Source organism: Pseudomonas sp. GOM7, from assembly GCF_026723825.1.
In the GTDB taxonomy this organism is placed as follows: Bacteria; Pseudomonadota; Gammaproteobacteria; order Pseudomonadales; family Pseudomonadaceae; genus Aquipseudomonas.
This window is the reverse complement of sequence record NZ_CP113519.1, coordinates 1079409-1098168: the sequence shown is the minus strand read 5'-3', so window position 1 is coordinate 1098168 and position 18760 is coordinate 1079409. Positions and strand designations below refer to the sequence as shown.

General features: G+C 64.9%; 14 protein-coding genes. 13 read left to right on the top strand and 1 reads right to left on the bottom strand.

From position 1 onward, the window contains the following. Nucleotides 1–129: 129 nt before the first annotated feature. The 8 genes from OU800_RS04950 (at nucleotide 130) to pgi (ending at nucleotide 11078) form a co-directional block, all read left to right on the top strand. A complete protein-coding gene (locus OU800_RS04950) occupies nucleotides 130–306 on the top strand; it encodes a hypothetical protein (RefSeq protein ID WP_003244646.1) in 177 nt (58 codons plus the stop codon). Further along, nucleotides 290–3244, top strand: a complete 2955-nt coding sequence (locus OU800_RS04945; RefSeq protein WP_268181654.1) for a sensor histidine kinase — start codon at nucleotides 290–292, stop codon at nucleotides 3242–3244. Before OU800_RS04950 ends, OU800_RS04945 begins: the two co-directional genes overlap by 17 nt. 59 nt (nucleotides 3245–3303) lie before the next feature. Next, complete coding sequence (locus tag OU800_RS04940; RefSeq protein WP_268181653.1) at nucleotides 3304–4737, top strand: sigma-54-dependent transcriptional regulator; 1434 nt, start codon at nucleotides 3304–3306, stop codon at nucleotides 4735–4737. 682 nt (nucleotides 4738–5419) lie between these two features. Then, entirely contained in the window at nucleotides 5420–6817 is a 1398-nt protein-coding gene (locus tag OU800_RS04935; protein WP_268181651.1) for a polynucleotide adenylyltransferase PcnB, read from the top strand. Beyond that, complete coding sequence (gene folK / locus OU800_RS04930) at nucleotides 6817–7302, top strand: 2-amino-4-hydroxy-6-hydroxymethyldihydropteridine diphosphokinase (RefSeq protein WP_268181649.1); 486 nt, start codon at nucleotides 6817–6819, stop codon at nucleotides 7300–7302. Before OU800_RS04935 ends, folK begins: the two co-directional genes overlap by 1 nt. A gap of 375 nt (nucleotides 7303–7677) precedes the next feature. Continuing rightward, complete coding sequence (gene panB, locus OU800_RS04925; RefSeq protein WP_268181647.1) at nucleotides 7678–8478, top strand: 3-methyl-2-oxobutanoate hydroxymethyltransferase; 801 nt, start codon at nucleotides 7678–7680, stop codon at nucleotides 8476–8478. After that, complete coding sequence (gene panC / locus OU800_RS04920; protein ID WP_268181645.1) at nucleotides 8475–9332, top strand: pantoate--beta-alanine ligase; 858 nt, start codon at nucleotides 8475–8477, stop codon at nucleotides 9330–9332. Before panB ends, panC begins: the two co-directional genes overlap by 4 nt. 81 nt (nucleotides 9333–9413) lie before the next feature. Continuing rightward, nucleotides 9414–11078 (top strand): glucose-6-phosphate isomerase, encoded by a 1665-nt coding sequence (gene pgi, locus OU800_RS04915; RefSeq protein ID WP_268181644.1) that lies wholly within the window; start codon nucleotides 9414–9416, stop codon nucleotides 11076–11078. A 30-nt stretch (nucleotides 11079–11108) separates the two neighbouring features. Here pgi and OU800_RS04910 read toward each other — a convergent pair whose 3' ends face one another. Next, the gene (locus tag OU800_RS04910) at nucleotides 11109–12077 is read right to left on the bottom strand and encodes a GlxA family transcriptional regulator (protein WP_268181642.1); all 969 of its coding nucleotides are present in this window, start codon (nucleotides 12075–12077) and stop codon (nucleotides 11109–11111) included. 106 nt (nucleotides 12078–12183) lie between these two features. Here OU800_RS04910 and OU800_RS04905 point away from each other — a divergent pair, with 106 nt between their 5' ends. The 5 genes from OU800_RS04905 to OU800_RS04885 all read left to right on the top strand — a co-directional run bounded on the left by OU800_RS04905 (nucleotide 12184) and on the right by OU800_RS04885 (nucleotide 18716). Then, a complete protein-coding gene (locus tag OU800_RS04905) occupies nucleotides 12184–13281 on the top strand; it encodes a DJ-1/PfpI family protein (protein ID WP_268181640.1) in 1098 nt (365 codons plus the stop codon). Between the two features lie 64 nt (nucleotides 13282–13345). Then, nucleotides 13346–15283 carry an acetate--CoA ligase gene (gene acs / locus OU800_RS04900; protein ID WP_268181638.1) on the top strand — a complete coding sequence of 646 codons (1938 nt, stop codon included), beginning with the start codon at nucleotides 13346–13348 and terminating at the stop codon, nucleotides 15281–15283. A gap of 120 nt (nucleotides 15284–15403) precedes the next feature. Continuing rightward, entirely contained in the window at nucleotides 15404–16270 is an 867-nt protein-coding gene (locus tag OU800_RS04895) for an oxygenase MpaB family protein (protein WP_268181637.1), read from the top strand. A gap of 84 nt (nucleotides 16271–16354) precedes the next feature. Beyond that, entirely contained in the window at nucleotides 16355–17533 is a 1179-nt protein-coding gene (locus OU800_RS04890) for an acetyl-CoA C-acetyltransferase (RefSeq protein WP_268181636.1), read from the top strand. A gap of 166 nt (nucleotides 17534–17699) precedes the next feature. Continuing rightward, complete coding sequence (locus tag OU800_RS04885; RefSeq protein WP_268181635.1) at nucleotides 17700–18716, top strand: class I SAM-dependent rRNA methyltransferase; 1017 nt, start codon at nucleotides 17700–17702, stop codon at nucleotides 18714–18716. The last annotated feature ends 44 nt before the right edge of the window (nucleotides 18717–18760 follow it).

The following is an 18760-nucleotide window of genomic DNA, read 5'->3' as shown; positions in this document are numbered from 1 at the left end:
CGCACCGATCCGCCAAGCGAACCGTGTACGGTCTCGGTGCGCACAGCGCACCCTAGGGTAAGCCTCAAGTTTGTGGCTTGAAGCGCGCCGCTTCCTTTACCATCGGGGCATCTTCCGACGAGTTGCCACATGTATATCTACCGACTGGTTCTGATCCTGGTGGTGGGGATCTATCTGTTCTCCCCGGCCATCATGGACTGGTGGATCGACCCCAACGGTGCCTGGTACCGGCCCTATCTGCTGTGGCTGATCCTCATCGTCGTCACCTTCATCCTGCAGAGCCAACGTGATGCCGATGAGCTTTAGTCTGAGCGAACTGGTGCTGATCAGCGCCGGCTACCTGCTGGCGCTGTTCGGCGTGGCCTGGGTCAGCGAGCATGGGCTGATCCCGCGCGCGATCATCCGCCACCCCCTGACCTACACCCTGTCGCTGGGCGTCTACGCCAGTGCCTGGGCCTTCTATGGCACGGTGGGCCTGGCCTATCAGTATGGCTATGGCTTTCTCGCCAGTTACCTGGGGGTGTCCGGGGCCTTCCTGCTGGCGCCGGTGTTGCTCTACCCCATCCTGCGCATCACCCGCACCTACCAGTTGTCCTCGCTGGCCGACCTGTTCGCCTTCCGCTTTCGCAGCACCTGGGCCGGGGCGCTGACCACCCTGTTCATGCTGATTGGCGTATTGCCGCTGCTGGCCTTACAGATCCAGGCGGTGGCCGATTCGGTGGGCATCCTCAGCCGCGAGCCGCTGCAAGAGAAGGTGGCGCTGAGCTACTGCGCGCTGATCATCCTGTTCACCATCCTCTTCGGTGCACGCCATATCGCCACCCGTGAGAAGCACGAGGGACTGGTGTTCGCCATCGCCTTCGAGTCGCTGGTCAAGCTGGGGGCGCTGGGGATCATCGGTTTCTACGCGCTGTACCACGTGTTCGGCGGCCCGCGCGAGCTGGAGATCTGGCTGGTGCAGAACCAGGCAGCACTCTCCACCCTACACACGCCGCTGCAGGAAGGCCCCTGGCGCACGCTACTGCTGGTGTTCTTCGCCTCGGCCATCGTCATGCCGCACATGTATCACATGACCTTCACCGAGAACCTCAACCCGCGCGCGATGGTCAGCGCCAGTTGGGGCCTGCCGCTGTTCCTGCTGCTGATGAGCCTGGCGGTGCCGCTGATCCTCTGGGCCGGCCTCAAGCTCGGCGCCACCACCAACCCGGAATACTTCACCCTCGGCCTGGGCATCGCGGTGAACAGCCCCACACTGGCGCTGCTCGCCTACGTCGGCGGGCTGTCGGCCTCCAGCGGCCTGATCATCGTCTCGACCCTGGCGCTTTCAGGCATGGCGCTCAACCATCTGGTGCTGCCGCTGTACCAGCCGCCGGCCGAAGGCAATATCTACCGCTGGCTGAAATGGACGCGCCGCGCCCTGATCATCGCCATCATCATGGCCGGCTACGGCTTCTACCTGTTGCTCGGCGCGCAGCAGGATCTGGCCAACCTGGGCATCGTCGCCTTCGTCGCCACCCTGCAGTTCCTCCCGGGCGTGCTCTCGGTGCTGTATTGGCAGACGGCCAACCGCCGCGGCTTCCTCGCCGGCCTGCTGGCGGGCATCAGCGTCTGGGCGGTGACCATGCTGCTGCCGTTGCTGGGCAATCTGGAAGGCTTCTATCTGCCGCTGTTCGATGTCATCTACGTGCTCGACGACGCCAGTTGGCACCTGGCGGCCATCGCCTCGCTGGCCGCCAACGTGCTGGCCTTCACCCTGGTGTCGCTGTTCACCGAAGCCAGCCCCGAGGAAAAGAGTGCCGCCGAAGCCTGTGCAGTGGACAACGTGCGCCGCCCGCAACGCCGCGAGCTGCTCGCCGTTACCCCGCAGGAGTTCGCCGCGCAACTGGCCAAACCGCTCGGCGCCAAGACCGCCCAGCGCGAAGTGCAACAGGCACTGCGCGACCTGCACCTGCCGTTCGACGAAAGCCGTCCCTATGCCCTGCGCCGTCTGCGTGATCGCATCGAGGCCAACCTCTCCGGCCTGATGGGGCCGAGCGTGGCGCAGGACATCGTCGAGACCTTCCTGCCCTACAAGTCCGGCTCCGAGGGTTACGTCACCGAGGACATTCACTTCATCGAAAGCCGCCTGGAGGATTACCAGTCGCGCCTCACTGGCCTGGCCGCCGAACTCGACGCCCTGCGCCGCTATCACCGCCAGACCCTGCAGGAGTTGCCCATGGGCGTCTGCTCGCTGGCCAAGGATCAGGAGATCCTGATGTGGAATCGGGCCATGGAAGAGCTCACCGAGATTCCCGCCCAGCGTATCGTCGGTTCGCGCCTGAGCGCCCTGGCCGAGCCCTGGCAGAGCCTGCTGCAGAACTTCATCGAACGCCCCGACCAGCACCTGCACAAGCAGCACCTGGCGCTGGACGGCCAGACCCGCTGGCTGAACCTGCACAAGGCGGCGATCAACGAGCCCCTGGCCCCCGGTAACAGTGGCCTGGTGCTGCTGGTGGAGGATCAGACCGAAACTCAGATGCTCGGTGACAAACTGGTGCACTCCGAGCGCCTGGCCAGCATCGGCCGCCTGGCCGCCGGTGTGGCCCACGAGATCGGCAACCCCATCACCGGCATCGCCTGCCTGGCGCAGAACCTGCGCGAAGAACGCGAGGCCGATGCCGAGCTGACCGAGATCAGCGGGCAGATCCTCGAGCAGACCAAGCGCGTGTCGCGTATCGTCCAGTCGCTGATGAGCTTCGCCCACTCCGGCAGCCACCAGCGCAACGACGAGCCGGTGTGCCTGGCCGACGTAGCGCAGGATGCCATCGGCCTGCTGTCGCTGAACAAACGCAACTTCGACATCCAGTTCTACAACCTGTGCGACCCGCAGCACTGGGCCTATGGCGACCCGCAGCGCCTGGCCCAGGTGCTGATCAACCTGCTTTCCAACGCCCGCGACGCCTCGCCGCCCGGTGGTGCCATCCGCGTGCGCAGCGAGGCCAGCGAGCATACCGTCGACCTGATAGTCGAGGACGAGGGCAGTGGTATTCCCAAGGCCATCCTCGACCGTCTGTTCGAGCCGTTCTTCACCACCAAGGATCCGGGTGAAGGTACCGGACTGGGCCTTGCGCTGGTCTATTCGATCGTGGAAGAGCATTATGGACAGATAACAATCGACAGCCCGGCCGATCCCGAGCGCCAACTGGGCACTCGTTTCCGGATCACCCTGCCAAGGCATGTCGAGGCGACGTCCGTAGCGATGTAAACAGCGACAGAAGGGTTGCCACCGGCAGTCCCTCAAGTGACCGTCGAGAGACCGAATTGATGCCACATATCCTTATCGTCGAAGACGAAACCATTATCCGCTCTGCCCTGCGCCGCCTGCTCGAACGCAATCAGTACCAAGTCAGCGAAGCTGGCTCGGTACAGGAAGCCCAGGAGCGTTACAGCATCCCCAGCTTCGACCTGATCGTCAGTGACCTGCGCCTGCCCGGCGCCCCCGGCACCGAGCTGATCAAGCTGGGCGAAGGCACACCCGTGCTGATCATGACCAGCTACGCCAGCCTGCGTTCGGCGGTGGACTCGATGAAGATGGGCGCCGTCGACTATATCGCCAAGCCCTTCGACCACGACGAGATGCTGCAAGCCGTCGCGCGTATCCTGCGCGACCGCCAGGAAGCCAAGAGCGCACCGGCGCCAGCCGTGGTCAGCGCATCGCGTAGCGGCGCTGCCGAAAAGGCCACGGACAACGCCAACGGCGACATCGGCATCATCGGCTCCTGCGCCGCCATGCAGGATCTGTACGGCAAGATCCGCAAGGTCGCCCCCACCGACTCCAACGTGCTGATCCAGGGCGAGTCCGGTACCGGCAAGGAACTGGTCGCCCGCGCCCTGCACAACCTCTCCCGCCGCGCCAAGGCGCCGCTGATCTCGGTGAACTGCGCGGCGATCCCGGAAACCCTGATCGAGTCCGAACTGTTCGGCCACGAGAAGGGTGCCTTTACCGGCGCCAGCGCCAGCCGCACCGGCCTGGTGGAAGCTGCCGACGGCGGCACCCTGTTCCTCGACGAGATCGGCGAGCTGCCACTCGAGGCCCAGGCGCGCCTACTGCGCGTGCTGCAGGAAGGGGAAATTCGTCGGGTTGGCTCGGTACAGTCGCAGAAGGTGGATGTACGCCTGATCGCCGCCACCCACCGCGACCTCAAGACGCTGGCCAAGACCGGCCAGTTCCGCGAAGACCTTTATTACCGCCTGCACGTCATCGCCCTCAAGCTGCCGGCGCTGCGTGAGCGCGGGCACGATGTGATCGAGATTGCCCAGGCCTTCCTGGTGCGCCAGTACACGCGCATGGGGCGCGAACCGCTGCACTTCGCCCACGATGCCGAACAGGCCATTCGTCATTACCCCTGGCCGGGTAACGTGCGCGAACTGGAAAACGCCATCGAGCGCGCGGTGATCCTGTGCGAGGGCTCGGAGATTTCCGCCGAGCTGCTGGGCATCGATGTCGAGCTGGACGATCTCGACGACGACGACTTCGACCTGGCCGCCATGGCCTCGGGCCAGGGTAACGCCAGCCACGAGCCCACCGAAGACCTGTCGCTGGAAGACTACTTCCAGCACTTCGTGCTCGAACATCAGGATCACATGACCGAAACCGAGCTGGCGCGCAAACTGGGCATCAGCCGCAAGTGCCTGTGGGAGCGCCGTCAGCGCCTGGGCATCCCGCGGCGCAAATCGGGCGCCACCAACGCCCCTTGACAAAGCTGCACGGTGACAGCCTGGTCAAGCGGAGGTTCCGCAGGCTGTTACCGCTTCAATATTTCGTAACAGAAGCCGGGTTCAAAGGTAACGAAAAACCGGCTTTTTTTTCGCCCTCCCTGCCAACAGAATCCTCAAGCCCTTGATTTACAAGGCTTTTAAAAAACTGGCACGGCATCTGCTTTATCTCTGGCACAACAACAATAACAAGCAGTGACCCATAACAAGAACAAGACGTAACGACTCCAGAACAACAAGAACAACAAGGTACGGAGGCGCAGCTAACTGATTCTTTTGGAGAGGAGTTGCCGCGAGGGGTTCGCCCCTGCAGCCAGGCTGAGAACAACAAAACTGCCTTCAGGCAGCGCCGGAACTGGTTGGTAATGGCAACATCAGCGTCCAAAGAAATCCGTTTGCTATTGGCTCCCCGCTCTGGGGAGCACCCGGTAAGCCACGGCAAGCCGGGAAGGGCCACACAACAAGAACAACAGGCCCTCAATAACAATAAAAAAGAAGCACGCACCAACTTGGGGGGGAGCTTAGGCTCCCCCAGTAGCTTCCGGTTCCCGGATCCCCGCCTGCCGCCCCTCTACACATCTTCTCCCGACACGATGCTAGAATCCGCTGCAATCATGCGGTCATCGTTTCGTCTGGCCGGTCACGCCTCCACACAGTGCATCCCATGCTGAAAAAGCTGTTTACGTCCTTCCGCTCGCCCCTGCGCCGCGTACCCCGCCCTCGCAGCACGCCCGAAGTGCTGAGCAATAACCAACACCCGCTCAAGCGTAACGAGATCAGCCGTCACGCCATCAGCGTCGTCGAGCGCCTGCAGCGCGCCGGTTATCAGGCCTATCTGGTCGGTGGCTGCGTGCGCGACCTGCTGCTGGATCTCGATCCCAAGGATTTCGACGTGGCCACCAGCGCCACCCCCGAGCAGGTGCGCGCCGAGTTCCGCAATGCGCGGGTGATCGGCCGTCGCTTCAAGCTGGTGCACGTGCATTTCGGCCGCGAGATCATCGAGGTCGCCACCTTCCGCGCCAATCACCCACAGGGCGAGGACGAGGAAAACAGCAACCAGGCCGCACGCCACGAGAGCGGGCGCATCCTGCGTGACAACGTCTACGGCACCCTGGAAGACGATGCCCAGCGCCGCGACTTCACCATCAACGCGCTGTATTACGACCCGACCCAGGAACACATCCTCGACTACGCCCGTGGCATGCATGACGTGCGCAACCACCTGGTACGCCTGATCGGCGACCCGGAGCAGCGTTACCTGGAAGACCCGGTGCGCATGCTGCGCGCGGTACGTTTCGCCGCCAAGCTGGATTTCGACATCGAGAAGCACAGCGCCGCGCCGATCCGTCGCCTGGCGCCGATGCTACGTGACATCCCCGCTGCGCGCCTGTTCGACGAAGTGCTCAAGCTGTTCCTCTCCGGTTACGCCGAATACACCTTCGACCTGCTGGTCGAGCATGACCTCTTCGCCCAGTTGTTCCCGGCCAGCGGCGAGGCGCTCGCACGCAACCCCGAATACACCGAGAAGCTGATCCGCGAAGCGCTGATCAACACCGACGACCGCATCCACGAGGGCAAGTCGGTCACCCCCGCCTTCCTCTTCGCCGCCCTGCTCTGGCCCGCCCTGCCGGCGCGCGTGCTGCAATTGCAGAGCAAGGGCATGCCGCCGATTCCCGCCATGCAGGAAGCCGCCCACACGCTGATCGTCGAGCAATGCCAGCGCATCGCCGTCCCCAAGCGCTTCACCATCCCGATTCGCGAGATCTGGGACATGCAGGAGCGCCTGCCACGACGCAGCGGCAAGCGCGCCGACCTGTTGCTGGAGAATCCACGCTTCCGCGCCGGTTACGACTTCCTCCTGCTGCGCGAACGTGCCGGCGAGGACACCGAAGGCCTGGGTGAGTGGTGGACGGAATATCAGCATGCCGCCGACAGCCAGCGCCGGCAGATGATCCGTGACCTGGCCGGCAAGCCGGAAGCGGCAGGCAGCGCGCCGCGCAAGCGCCGGCGTAGCGGTGGCCGACGCAAGCGTGGTGCCGAGAACACTGGCAGCGCCGAGTGATGGAACGGGTCTACATCGGCCTGGGCAGCAATCTCGACACGCCCCGCCTGCAACTGCACAGCGCGCTCGCCGCCCTGGCTCAACTACCACAGAGCCATCTGGTCGCTCACTCTTCGCTGTATGCCAGCGACCCGCTGGGCCCGCCCGACCAGCCACGCTACGTCAATGCCGTGGCCGCGCTGGATACCGAGCTGCAGCCCTGGACACTGCTCGATGCCTTGCAGCGCATAGAGCAGGAACAGGGGCGCGTGCGCAAGGCCGAGCGCTGGGGCCCACGCACCCTGGACCTGGATATCCTGCTGTTCGGCCAACGGCTGATCGACGACGAACGCCTCACCGTGCCGCACTACCACATGCAGGCCCGCCCGTTCGTGCTCTACCCACTGGCCGAGCTGGCGCCCGAGCTGCTGCTGCCCGATGGCCGAAGCTTGCCCGAACTACTCGCCGCCTGCCCCTTCACCGGGCTGGAACGCCTGACCGATTAGCAGGCCGTTGAAAAACGTAGACGAGGCAGGCTGGCCTAGGCAAAAACAGCCGAAAAAGCGCAGTTTACGTGCTGTAAATGAGCATTTTGAGGCTGTTTTTAACGACGGCCAGGCAACGCAGATAGTTTTTCAACAGCCTGTTAGAGCCCTGGCTGCGCGCCCCATGTATCCAGGCGACAGCCCCCATCGAGTGCATCCCTCTGGCATTGGCGGTAACGCCAGTAACAGGGCGGTAACACCTGCAATTGACTTCATGCCCCCCCATCGGGACTATAGGCGTCCCGTCGCCCACTGCCGGGTGCACCTTTATGCCAATCCAGGCCGGATTGCTGCCGGTTAGAAGCCGTATACCAGGCCTGAGCGAGGACCCTTGAAATGCCTGACGTCACCCTGACCACCCTGCAGAGCTGCAAGCAAAACGGCGAGAAGATCGTCATGCTGACCTGCTATGACGCCACCTTCGCCCAGGTCGCCAGCCAGGCCGGTGTCGACGTGCTGCTGGTCGGCGACTCCCTGGGCATGGTACTGCAAGGCCACGACAGCACCCTGCCGGTCAGCGTCGCGGACATGGCTTACCACACCGCCTGTGTCAAACGCGGCAATCAGGGCGCGTTGATCATCACCGACCTGCCGTTCATGGCCTACGCCACCACCGAACAGGCACTGCTCAACAGCGCCGCGCTGATGCAAGCCGGCGCGCATATGGTCAAGCTCGAGGGTGCAGGCTGGCTGGCCGAACCCATCCGCCTGCTGGCCGAACGCGGCGTGCCGGTATGCGCGCACCTGGGCCTGACCCCGCAGGCGGTGAACCTGCTCGGCGGTTACAAGGTGCAGGGCCGCCAGGAAGCCCAGGCGCGGCAGATGCGTGCCGATGCCATGGCCCTGGAACAGGCCGGCGCCGCCATGCTGCTGCTCGAATGCGTGCCCAGCGAGCTGGCCGCCGAGATCACCCAGGCAGTGCAGATTCCGGTCATCGGCATCGGTGCCGGTAACGCCACCGATGGTCAGGTGCTGGTGCAGCACGACATGCTCGGCCTGTCGCTGTCGGGGCGCACGCCCAAGTTCGTGCGCAATTTCATGGACGGCCAGGGCAGCATTGCCGACGCCATCGGCGCCTACGTCAAGGCCGTCAAGGACGGCAGCTTCCCCGCTGCCGAACATGGTTTCTCCGCATGAACACCGTTACCACCCTGCGCGAGCTGCGCGCCGCCATCGCCCAGGCTCGCGCCGAGGGCAAACGCATCGGTTTCGTGCCGACCATGGGCAACCTGCATGCCGGGCATGTCTCGCTGGTGCAGATCGCTGCCCAGCGCGCCGACTTCGTGGTTGCCAGCATCTTCGTCAACCCGTTGCAGTTCGGCCCCACTGAAGACCTCGACAAGTACCCGCGCACCCTGGCCGCCGACCAGGAGAAGCTGCTCGGTGCAGGCTGCCACCTGCTGTTCCACCCGGATGTCAGCGAAATGTATCCACAGGGCATGGCCGGCCAGACGCGGGTGATGGTGCAGGGCGTGTCCGAAGGCCTGTGCGGTGCCAGCCGCCCGGGGCATTTCGAGGGTGTGGCCACGGTGGTGACCAAGCTGTTCAACATGGTGCAGCCGGATATCGCCGTATTCGGCGAGAAGGACTACCAGCAACTGGCGGTGATCCGTACCCTGGTACGCGACCTCGACATGCCCATCCAGATCGTCGGCGCGCCAACCCAGCGCGCCGAAGACGGCCTGGCGCTGTCGTCGCGCAACGGCTACCTCAGTGCCGAGCAGCGCGCCGCCGCCCCGGCGCTGTACCGCAGCCTGCAAGCCATCGCCGAGGAGCTGCGCCGCGGTGCGCGCGATTACCAGCGCCTGATCGAGGCAGCTCAGGCGCAACAGCGCCAGGCCGGCTTCGTGCCGGACTACCTGGAAATCCGCAACGCCATCAGCCTGCGTCCAGCCGTCATCGACGACCGTCACCTGGTGATACTGACCGCCGCACACCTGGGCAAGACGCGCCTGATCGACAACCTTCTGGTTGAACTGCCGGGCCAGTAGCTGCATCCAAAGCCAGGCGGTTACACTTTCATGGCCCGGGACGAATCCGGGCCTTTTTGCTTTTGCGGATCAGGAGTTCCGATGGCCTACTATCAACAGCCTCACGACGTTACCACCCTGCCCGCCTGGCAGGCCCTGCGCCAGCACCGCGAGGAGATGGCCGGTTTCAGCATGCGTGAGGCCTTCGCCAGCGATCCCCGCCGTTTCCAGCGCTTCTCGCTGGACAGTTGCGGCCTGCTGCTCGATTACTCGAAGAATCTGATCAACGAACACAGCCTGGATCTGCTCATCCAGCTCGCCGAGCAGGCGCGCCTGGGCGATGCCATCGAGGCGCTGTACAACGGCGAGCAGGTCAACGCCTCCGAGCAGCGCGCCGCCCTGCATACCGCCCTGCGCAGCCCGGTAGGTCGGCGCCTGGTGGTGGACGGCGAGGACATCATCCCCGAGGTGCATCGCGTGCTGTACCAGATGACCGAACTGGTCACCCGTGTGCACAGCGGGCTGTGGCGCGGCTACAGCGAAAAACCGATCAAGGAAGTGGTGAACATCGGCATCGGTGGCTCCTTCCTCGGCCCGCAACTGGTTTCCGAAGCCTTGCGCCCCTTCACCCAGCGCGGTGTGCGCTGCCACTACCTGGCCAATATCGACGGCAGCGAGTTCCGTGAGCTGACCGCCCGCCTCGATCCGGAAACTACCTTGTTCATCGTCTCCAGCAAATCCTTCGGCACTCTGGAAACGCTCAAGAACACCCTGGCCGCGCGTGACTGGTACCTGGCCATGGGTGGCCCTGAAGAGGAATTGCACCGCCATTTCATCGCGGTGACCAGCAACCGCAAGGCCGCTGTCGAGTTCGGCATCCGCGAGGAGAACATCTTCCCCATGTGGGACTGGGTCGGTGGGCGCTACTCGCTGTGGTCAGCCATCGGCCTGCCCATCGCCCTGGCCATCGGCGTGTCCAACTTCAAGGAGCTGCTGGCCGGTGCCTACGCCATGGACGAGCACTTCACCCAGGCGCCACTGGCCGAGAACATGCCGGTGCTGATGGCCCTGCTGGGCATCTGGTACAGCAACTTCTGGGGCGCGCAGAGCCAGGCGATCCTGCCCTACGACCACTACCTGCGCAACTTTACCAAGCACCTGCAGCAGCTCGACATGGAGTCCAACGGCAAGAGCGTGCGCCAGGACGGCAGCGCGCTGGACATCACCACCGGGCCGATCATCTGGGGTGGCGTCGGTTGCAATGGCCAGCACGCCTACCACCAGTTGCTGCACCAGGGCCGCCTGCTGGTGCCGGCGGACTTCATCGTCCCGGTCAACAGCTACAACCCGCTGTCCGACCACCACCAGTGGCTGTTCGCCAACTGCCTGTCGCAGGCCCAGGCGCTGATGCAGGGCAAGACCCGCGAAGAGGCAGAGGCCGAACTGCGTGCCAAGGGCATGGCCGAAGATGAAGTGCAACGTCTGGCGCCGCACAAGGTGATCCCTGGCAACCGCCCGAGCAACATTCTGGTGATGAACCGCATCGCCCCGTTCAACCTCGGTGCGCTGGTGGCGCTGTATGAGCACAAGGTATTCGTGCAGAGCGCCATCTGGGGCATCAACGCCTTCGACCAGTGGGGCGTGGAGCTGGGCAAGGAAATGGGCAAGGAGGTCTATCAACGCCTCACCGGCGCCACTGCCGAGCCGGCCAACGATGCCTCCACCCAGGGGCTGATCGAGCACTTCCGCTCCCAGCATCGCGGTTGATCGTCCGAGAGGGGCGCGCCCCGGCATACCTCAGCGACAGAAGCGCTGACGATACTCCCCGGGCGTTACCCCCAACGCCCGGGAGAACGCCTGTCGCAGGTTGTACTCGTTGCTGAAGCCGCTGCGCAGCGCCACGCGCTTGAGCGACGCTTCTCCCGCCTCCAGCAATTGGCAAGCGCATTCCAGACGCAGGTGCAGCAGCAGCCGAGCCGGCGTCACTCCGAGTTCGGCCTGACAATGCCGATGCAAGGTACGCGGCGACATGTTAGTGAAGGTCGCCATGCTTTCCACGTCCCAAGGGCTAGCCAGGGACTTGCGCAGCTCCATCAGCAAGCCTTGCATCATGCCCTCGGCAGGCGCCTGCTGGGCCAGCAGCTCGGCACTGAACTGACGCTGCCCGCCGGGCCGTCTCAGGTACATCACCAGCCCCTTGGCCACCTGTAGCGAAACGTCACGCCCGTGGTCGTCCTCCACCAGGCTCAGGCAAAGATCCAGCCCCGCCGTAACCCCAGCCGAGCTGTAGAAGGCCCCATCGCGGATGAACAGGCTGTCATGCAGGATCTCCACGCCCGGGTACAGCCGCTGCAACAACTCGGCATAACGCCAGTGGGTGACCATCTTGCGGCCCGTCATCAAACCGGCCTGCGCCAGCAGAAAGGCGCCCGTACACACCGAGGCACAGCGTGCTGCCAGCGGCCCGGCCTGTCCCAACCACCGAGTGAGCTGCCCCTGCTGTAAGGCGCGCTGCACACCATGTCCACCCGCCACCAGCAAGGTACAGCCGACCAGTTGCTGCGGTTCCGGCAACGGCTGGGTCGCCATCGCCAGCCCGCTGCTGGAGGCGATCAGACCGCCCAGTAGCGATATCGCCTGCAACAAGTAGGCCGGTCGGCCAGTTGCCGGTAAATGCTCGTCCACCGCGGCGAACACGTCGGCAGGCCCGGTGGCATCGAGCAACTGAAACTCGGGAAACACCAACAGCAGAACCCTGTGCGTCATCGCTTCCTTTTCCGTCATCAATGGCAGGTTTTCACTCATTTATGACATATGCGCCAAGCATATACACGACACACTGCTCGCCTCTTGCAGACGAAGGAGTGACGTCATGTGCAGAAAATGGCCAATGGCCGCATTGCTCGGCCTGCTATGTTTCGTCGGCTGCGTAAACGCCGATGACGAACGACTGCCCATCTACCAGCCGCGCTTCGAGCGCGAGCAGCCCCTGGTAGTGGTGATCGCGCAGAACCGGATGACGGAGCTGACGGATTTCGTGGTGCCGCTCGGGGTTCTGCGTCGCGCCGGTGTGGCCCGGGTGCTGGCGGTGGCGATCGACCCGGGCCCGGTGCAATTGATGCCGGCGCTCAGCGTGCGCGCCGACGCCAGCATCGCCGAGTTTCAGCGCGACTTTCCCCAGGGCGCCGATTACCTGATCGTGCCCGCCGTGCATGACAGCCAGGAGCGCCGCCTGCTGGACTTCATCAGGCAGCAGGCGGCGCTGAGCGCGAGCGTCATCGGCATCTGCGACGGCGTGCTGCCGCTAGCTCATGCCGGCCTGCTGCAAGGGCGCCGTGCGACGGGACACTGGTACTCACGCGACCAGCGCCTGAGCGACTTTCCCGATACCCGATGGCAGGAAAACCGGCGCTACGTGGTGGACGGCCCATTGATGACCACCGCAGGCGTCAGCGCAGCCCTACCAGCGACGTTGGCGCTGGTCGAAGCCATTGCCGGCACCGCCAGAGCGCACGCCCTGGGCCAGGAGCTCGGCGTCGGCAACTGGACGCCCCAGCATGACAGCGAGGCGTTTTCCCTTGGCAGCCAGGGCTACCTAACAGCGGCGGGTAACTACCTGGCGCTCTGGAAGCACGAAACCTTCGCCGTCACCTTGCACCCCGCCATGGACGAAATCAGCCTGGCACTGCGCGTGGATGCCTGGGCACGCACCTTTCGCACCCAAGTGCAAGGCGTGGCCAGTCAGCCGGTATTCAGCGCCAGCGGGCTGGAGTTCATACCGCAGCGCACGCAAGCCAGCGGCTTGCCAGAACTGCCGGGAGGCGCCACGAACGCCGCGCAGACCCTCGATGAGGCGCTCGCGGCAATCGCCAGTCGTTACGGTGCATCGACCCGACGTCTGGTCGCAGCACAACTCGAATACCGGCCGCACGAGCGGGCTCGGCAGCATATGGAAATGCTTAAGCCTTGAACCCAACACATGCCTGGGTGCACCCTTGTGGTCGTTGCGGCCACACAATTACAAGGACCCCGCCATGTTCGAGATCACCCGCCATCCCGTACCCGATGCGGTGCGTCAGCGTGCGCACCTGGACAATGACGCCTATCTGCGTCTGTACCAACAATCCGTCGAACAACCCGAAACCTTCTGGGCCGAGCAGGCCAAGGCCTTCCTCGACTGGTTCAAACCCTGGGATCAGGTACACGCCAGCGACCTCAAGCAAGGCCACGCCGAATGGTTCAAGGGCGGCCAACTCAACGTCGCCTACAACTGCATCGACCGCCATCTGGAACAGCGCGGTGAGCAGGTCGCCATCATCTGGGAGGGCGACAGCCCCGCCGAGTCGGCGCACATCACCTACAACAAGCTGCACCACAATGTCAGCCGCCTGGCCAACGTGCTCAAGGATCGTGGCGTGAAGAAGGGCGACCGGGTGTGCATCTACATGCCGATGGTGCCCGAGGCGGCTTACGCCATGCTCGCCTGCGCACGCATCGGCGCCGTGCACTCGGTGGTGTTCGGCGGCTTCTCCCCCGACGCTCTGCGCGACCGCATCCTCGATGCCGACTGCCGCACCGTGATCACCGCCGACGAAGGCGTGCGTGGCGGCAAGTACATCCCGCTGAAGAACAACGTCGACAAGGCCCTGCAAAGCTGCCCGGACGTCTCCACCGTGGTGGTGGTCGAACGCACTCAGGGCGATGTGGCCTGGGTGGAAGGCCGCGATATCTGGTACCACGAAGCCCTGCATACGGCGAGCAGCGACTGCCCGGCCGAGCCGATGGACGCCGAGGATCCGCTGTTCATCCTCTATACCTCCGGCTCCACCGGCAAACCCAAGGGCGTGCTGCACACCACCGGCGGTTACCTGCTCGGCGCAGCGATGACCCACAAGTACGTGTTCGATTACCACGAAGGCGACATCTACTGGTGCACCGCCGATGTCGGCTGGGTCACCGGGCACAGCTATATCGTCTACGGCCCGCTGGCCAACGCCGCCACCACTCTGATGTTCGAAGGTGTACCCAACTACCCGGACGCCTCGCGCTTCTGGCAGGTGATCGACAAGCACCAGGTCAATACCTTCTACACCGCGCCGACTGCCCTGCGCGCGCTGATGCGTGAGGGCGAAGGGCCGGTCAAGAGCACCTCGCGTTCGAGCCTGCGCCTGCTCGGCACGGTGGGGGAACCGATCAACCCCGAGGCCTGGGAATGGTACTTCCACGTCGTCGGCGAAACCCGCTGCCCGATCGTCGACACCTGGTGGCAGACCGAAACCGGCTCTATCCTCATCACCCCGCTGCCCGGTGCCACCGACCTCAAGCCGGGCTCGGCCACCCGCCCCTTCTTCGGCGTGCAGCCGGTATTGCTGGACGAACAGGGCAAGGAGATCGACGGCCCCGGCAGCGGCGTGCTGGCCATCAAGGCGAGCTGGCCAAGCCAGATCCGCAGTGTCTACGGCGACCATCAGCGCATGATTGACACCTACTTCAAGCCCTACCCCGGTTACTACTTCACCGGTGACGGCGCACGCCGCGACGAAGACGGCTACTACTGGATCACCGGACGGGTGGACGACGTGATCAACGTCTCCGGCCACCGCATCGGCACCGCCGAGGTGGAAAGCGCCCTGGTGCTGCACGATGCCGTGGCCGAAGCGGCGGTGGTCGGCTACCCGCACGATGTGAAGGGTCAGGGCATCTACGCCTACGTCACCCTGATGAACGGCCAGGAGCCCTCAGAGGAACTGAAGAAGGAGCTGCTGAGCCTGGTCGGCAAGGAGATCGGCAGCTTCGCCAAGCCGGAGCTGATGCAGTGGGCGCCGGGCCTGCCCAAGACCCGCTCGGGCAAGATCATGCGGCGCATCCTGCGCAAGATCGCCTGCAACGAGCTGGAGAACATGGGTGATACCTCCACCCTGGCCGACCCCAGCGTGGTGGACAGCCTGATTGAGCAGCGACTCAACCGCTGAACCCACCGTAGGGTGCGCCGTGCGCACCAGGTCACTCGCCGTAGCGTATGAAGGTGCGCGCGGCGCACCCTACGGACCTCCGCCTTGCGTCTGCCGAGCCGAGGTTCGACACTGCGCACCATGGAAAGCCTACGCCGTCATATCGAACAACAGGTGCACAGCCTCACCGGCGCCTCGCTGGGTGTGCTCGACCTCGACCAGCCGCGCGGCGACGTCGGCCTGTTCGGCCCGCAGTCGATGGTCTGGGAGGTGCACGCCGACTTCACCGCGATGATGGTCGGCGGCGTCTCTGCGCTGCTCCTGCAGATGCTGCACCCGCTGGCGCTGGCTGGGGTGTGGGATCACTCCAACTTTCGCCAGGACATGCTCGGCCGCCTGCGCCGCACCAGCCTGTTCATCGCCGGCACCAGCTATGGTGGCCTGCAGGATGCCGAGCAGTTGATCGACAAGGTACGCCGCATTCACCTGCAGGTGGTCGGCCATGCACCGGATGGGCGAGCCTATGCCGCCAGCGATCCCGAGCTGTTGACCTGGGTGCATGTCTCGGAGGTCAGCCAGTTTCTCGCCGGCTACCTGCGCTACGTCGACCCGCAACTGCCCGCACAGGAGCAGGATCGCTACTACCGCGAAGTGGCGCTGATCGCCGAGCGCCTCGGCGCGCAGGAGGTGCCCAGGTCACGCCAGGCGATCGCCGACTACCTGCAACGCATGCGCCCGCAGTTGCTCTGCGACGCCCGCACCCGCGAAGTGGTCAGGCTGCTGTATGCCGCACCAGCGCCGAACGTCCTGACCAAACCCTTCGGCAAGCTGATGATGCAGGCCGGCATCGACCTGCTGCCGGACTGGGCCAGTGATCTGCTGGGTGAACACCAGGCAGCCTGGCAGCGCCCGCTGATACGCGCCAGTGTGCAGCGCACCGCCAGCGTACTGCGCTGGGCCATGCGCAGCAGTGCCGCGCAGCGCGCCCGCAAGCGCCTGGAGCGCTAGGCAGCGTGGCTGGCCGGTCACGCTGGGCTATGCGACCATCGGCGTCTTTCCGGTCATTGTCTGAACCGAATCGAGGATCTGCACATGCAAGACGTCGTTATCGTCGCCGCCACCCGCACCGCCATCGGCAGCTTCCAGGGCAGCCTGGCTGACATCCCCGCGCCGGAACTCGGCGCCATCGTCATCAAGCGCCTGCTGGAGCAGACCAACCTCGACGCCGCCCAGGTCGATGAAGTCATCCTCGGCCAGGTGCTCACCGCAGGCAGTGGCCAGAACCCCGCACGCCAGGCCGCCATCCGCGCCGGCCTGCCCCATGCCGTGCCCGCCATGACCCTGAACAAGGTCTGTGGCTCGGGCCTCAAGGCCCTGCACCTGGCCACCCAGGCCATTCGCTGCGGCGATGCCGAGGTGATCATCGCCGGCGGCATGGAGAACATGAGCCTGGCGCCCTACGTGCTGCCGAAAGCGCGTACCGGCCTGCGCATGGGCCACGCGCAGATGCTCGACAGCATGATCGTCGACGGCCTGTGGGACGCCTTCAACGACTACCACATGGGCATCACTGCCGAAAATCTGGTGGAGAAATACGGCATCAGCCGTGAAGCCCAGGATGCCTTCGCCGCCGCCTCACAGCAGAAGGCCGTGGCGGCCATCGAGGCCGGGCGTTTCGATGCCGAGATCACTCCAGTGATGATCCCGCAGCGCAAGGGCGACCCCATCGCCTTCGCCCGTGACGAGCAGCCGCGCGCCGGCACCAGTGCCGAGTCCCTGGCCAAGCTCAAGCCGGCGTTCAAGAAGGATGGTAGCGTCACCGCCGGCAATGCCTCCAGCCTCAACGACGGCGCCGCTGCCGTGCTGCTGATGAGCGCAGCCAAGGCACAAGCGCTGGGCCTGCCGGTGCTGGCCAGGATTGCCGGCTATGCCAATGCCGGCGTCGACCCGGCGATCATGGGCATCGGCCCGGTTTCCGCCACCCGCCGCTGCCTGGACAAGGCTGGCTGGAGCCTGGCCGAGCTGGACCTGATCGAAGCCAACGAGGCCTTCGCCGCACAGGCCCTGGCAGTGGGTCAGGAACTGGGCTGGGATGCCGACAAGGTCAACGTCAACGGCGGCGCCATCGCCTTGGGCCATCCCATCGGCGCCTCGGGCTGCCGCGTGCTGGTGAGCCTGCTGCACGAGATGATCCGCCGCGACGCCAGGAAGGGTCTGGCCACCCTGTGCATCGGCGGTGGCCAAGGCGTGGCGCTGGCCATCGAGCGTTGACCGTAGGGTGGATCGCGCTTCATCGATCCACCGCTTGGGTGGATGTAAACAGCGACATCCACCCTACTGCCTGGCTTCTGTGGGAAGGGCTACCTTATGGTGCAGCCTCGGAGGCGACTGCTTTTCTTGATAAACTGCTGCCCCTCCTTTCTCCGAGACGCCGCGCATGTCTGCTCTTGACCAGGCGCTGCGCGCCGCCCTCGACGCCCGCCGGGATCTTCTGGCCGAGTTGCACGCCCAAGGCACCGACTGCTACCGCCTGTTCCACGGCAGCCAGGAAGGCGCGCCAGGCCTGACCGTCGATCGCTACGGCCCGCAGTTGCTGGTGCAAAGCTTTCATCAGCCACTGCCAGCCGACGACTTGCAGACCATCGCCAGCGCTGTCGAGGCCCACCTCGGCCAGACGCTGCTGCTGATCTACAACGACCGCTGCAAAGGCAACTCGCGCATCGACCGTGACCCGACGCTGTTCCAGGCCGAAGAAGCGGCACTGGCGGATATGATCGGCCAGGAGTGGGGGCTGAATTACCGCGTGCGCGGCCGCCACGCCGGGCAGGATCCCTTGCTGTTTCTCGACCTGCGCAACGCCCGTGGCTGGGTCAAGGCCAACAGTGCCGGCAAGTCCGTGCTCAACCTGTTCGCCTACACCTGTGGCGTCGGTCTGTGCGCGGCAGCCGGTGGGGCACGCGAGGTGGTCAATCTGGACTTCGCTCAGGGCAACCTGGCCGTGGGCCGTGAGAATGGCGCGCTGAACCCCGAGTTGCCAGCCATGCAGTTCATCCAGTCCGACTACTTCCCGGCCATCCGCCAGCTCGCCGACCTGCCGATCAGCAGCCGTCGTGGACAGAAACTACCGAGCTACCCGCGCCTGCAACCACGCCAGTTCGACCTGGTCTTCCTCGACCCGCCAGCCTGGGCCAAGAGCGCCTTCGGCACGGTGGATCTGCTGCGCGATTATCAGAGCCTGCTCAAGCCGGCCCTGCTGGCCACCGCCGAGGGCGGCACCCTGGTGTGCTGCAACAACCTGGCGAAGGTGCAGATGGAGGATTTTCGCGCCCAGGTGCTGCGCTGCGCCGAGAAGCTTGGCCGCCCCGTGCGGGATTGCCAGGCGCTCGCCCCGGCGGCAGACTTTCCCTCGCACGACGCCAGGCCGCCGCTGAAAACCCTGATCCTGCACCTCTAGCTCAGCCGGGCCTGTCACAGCCGGAACCGAACCGCCGTGCCATA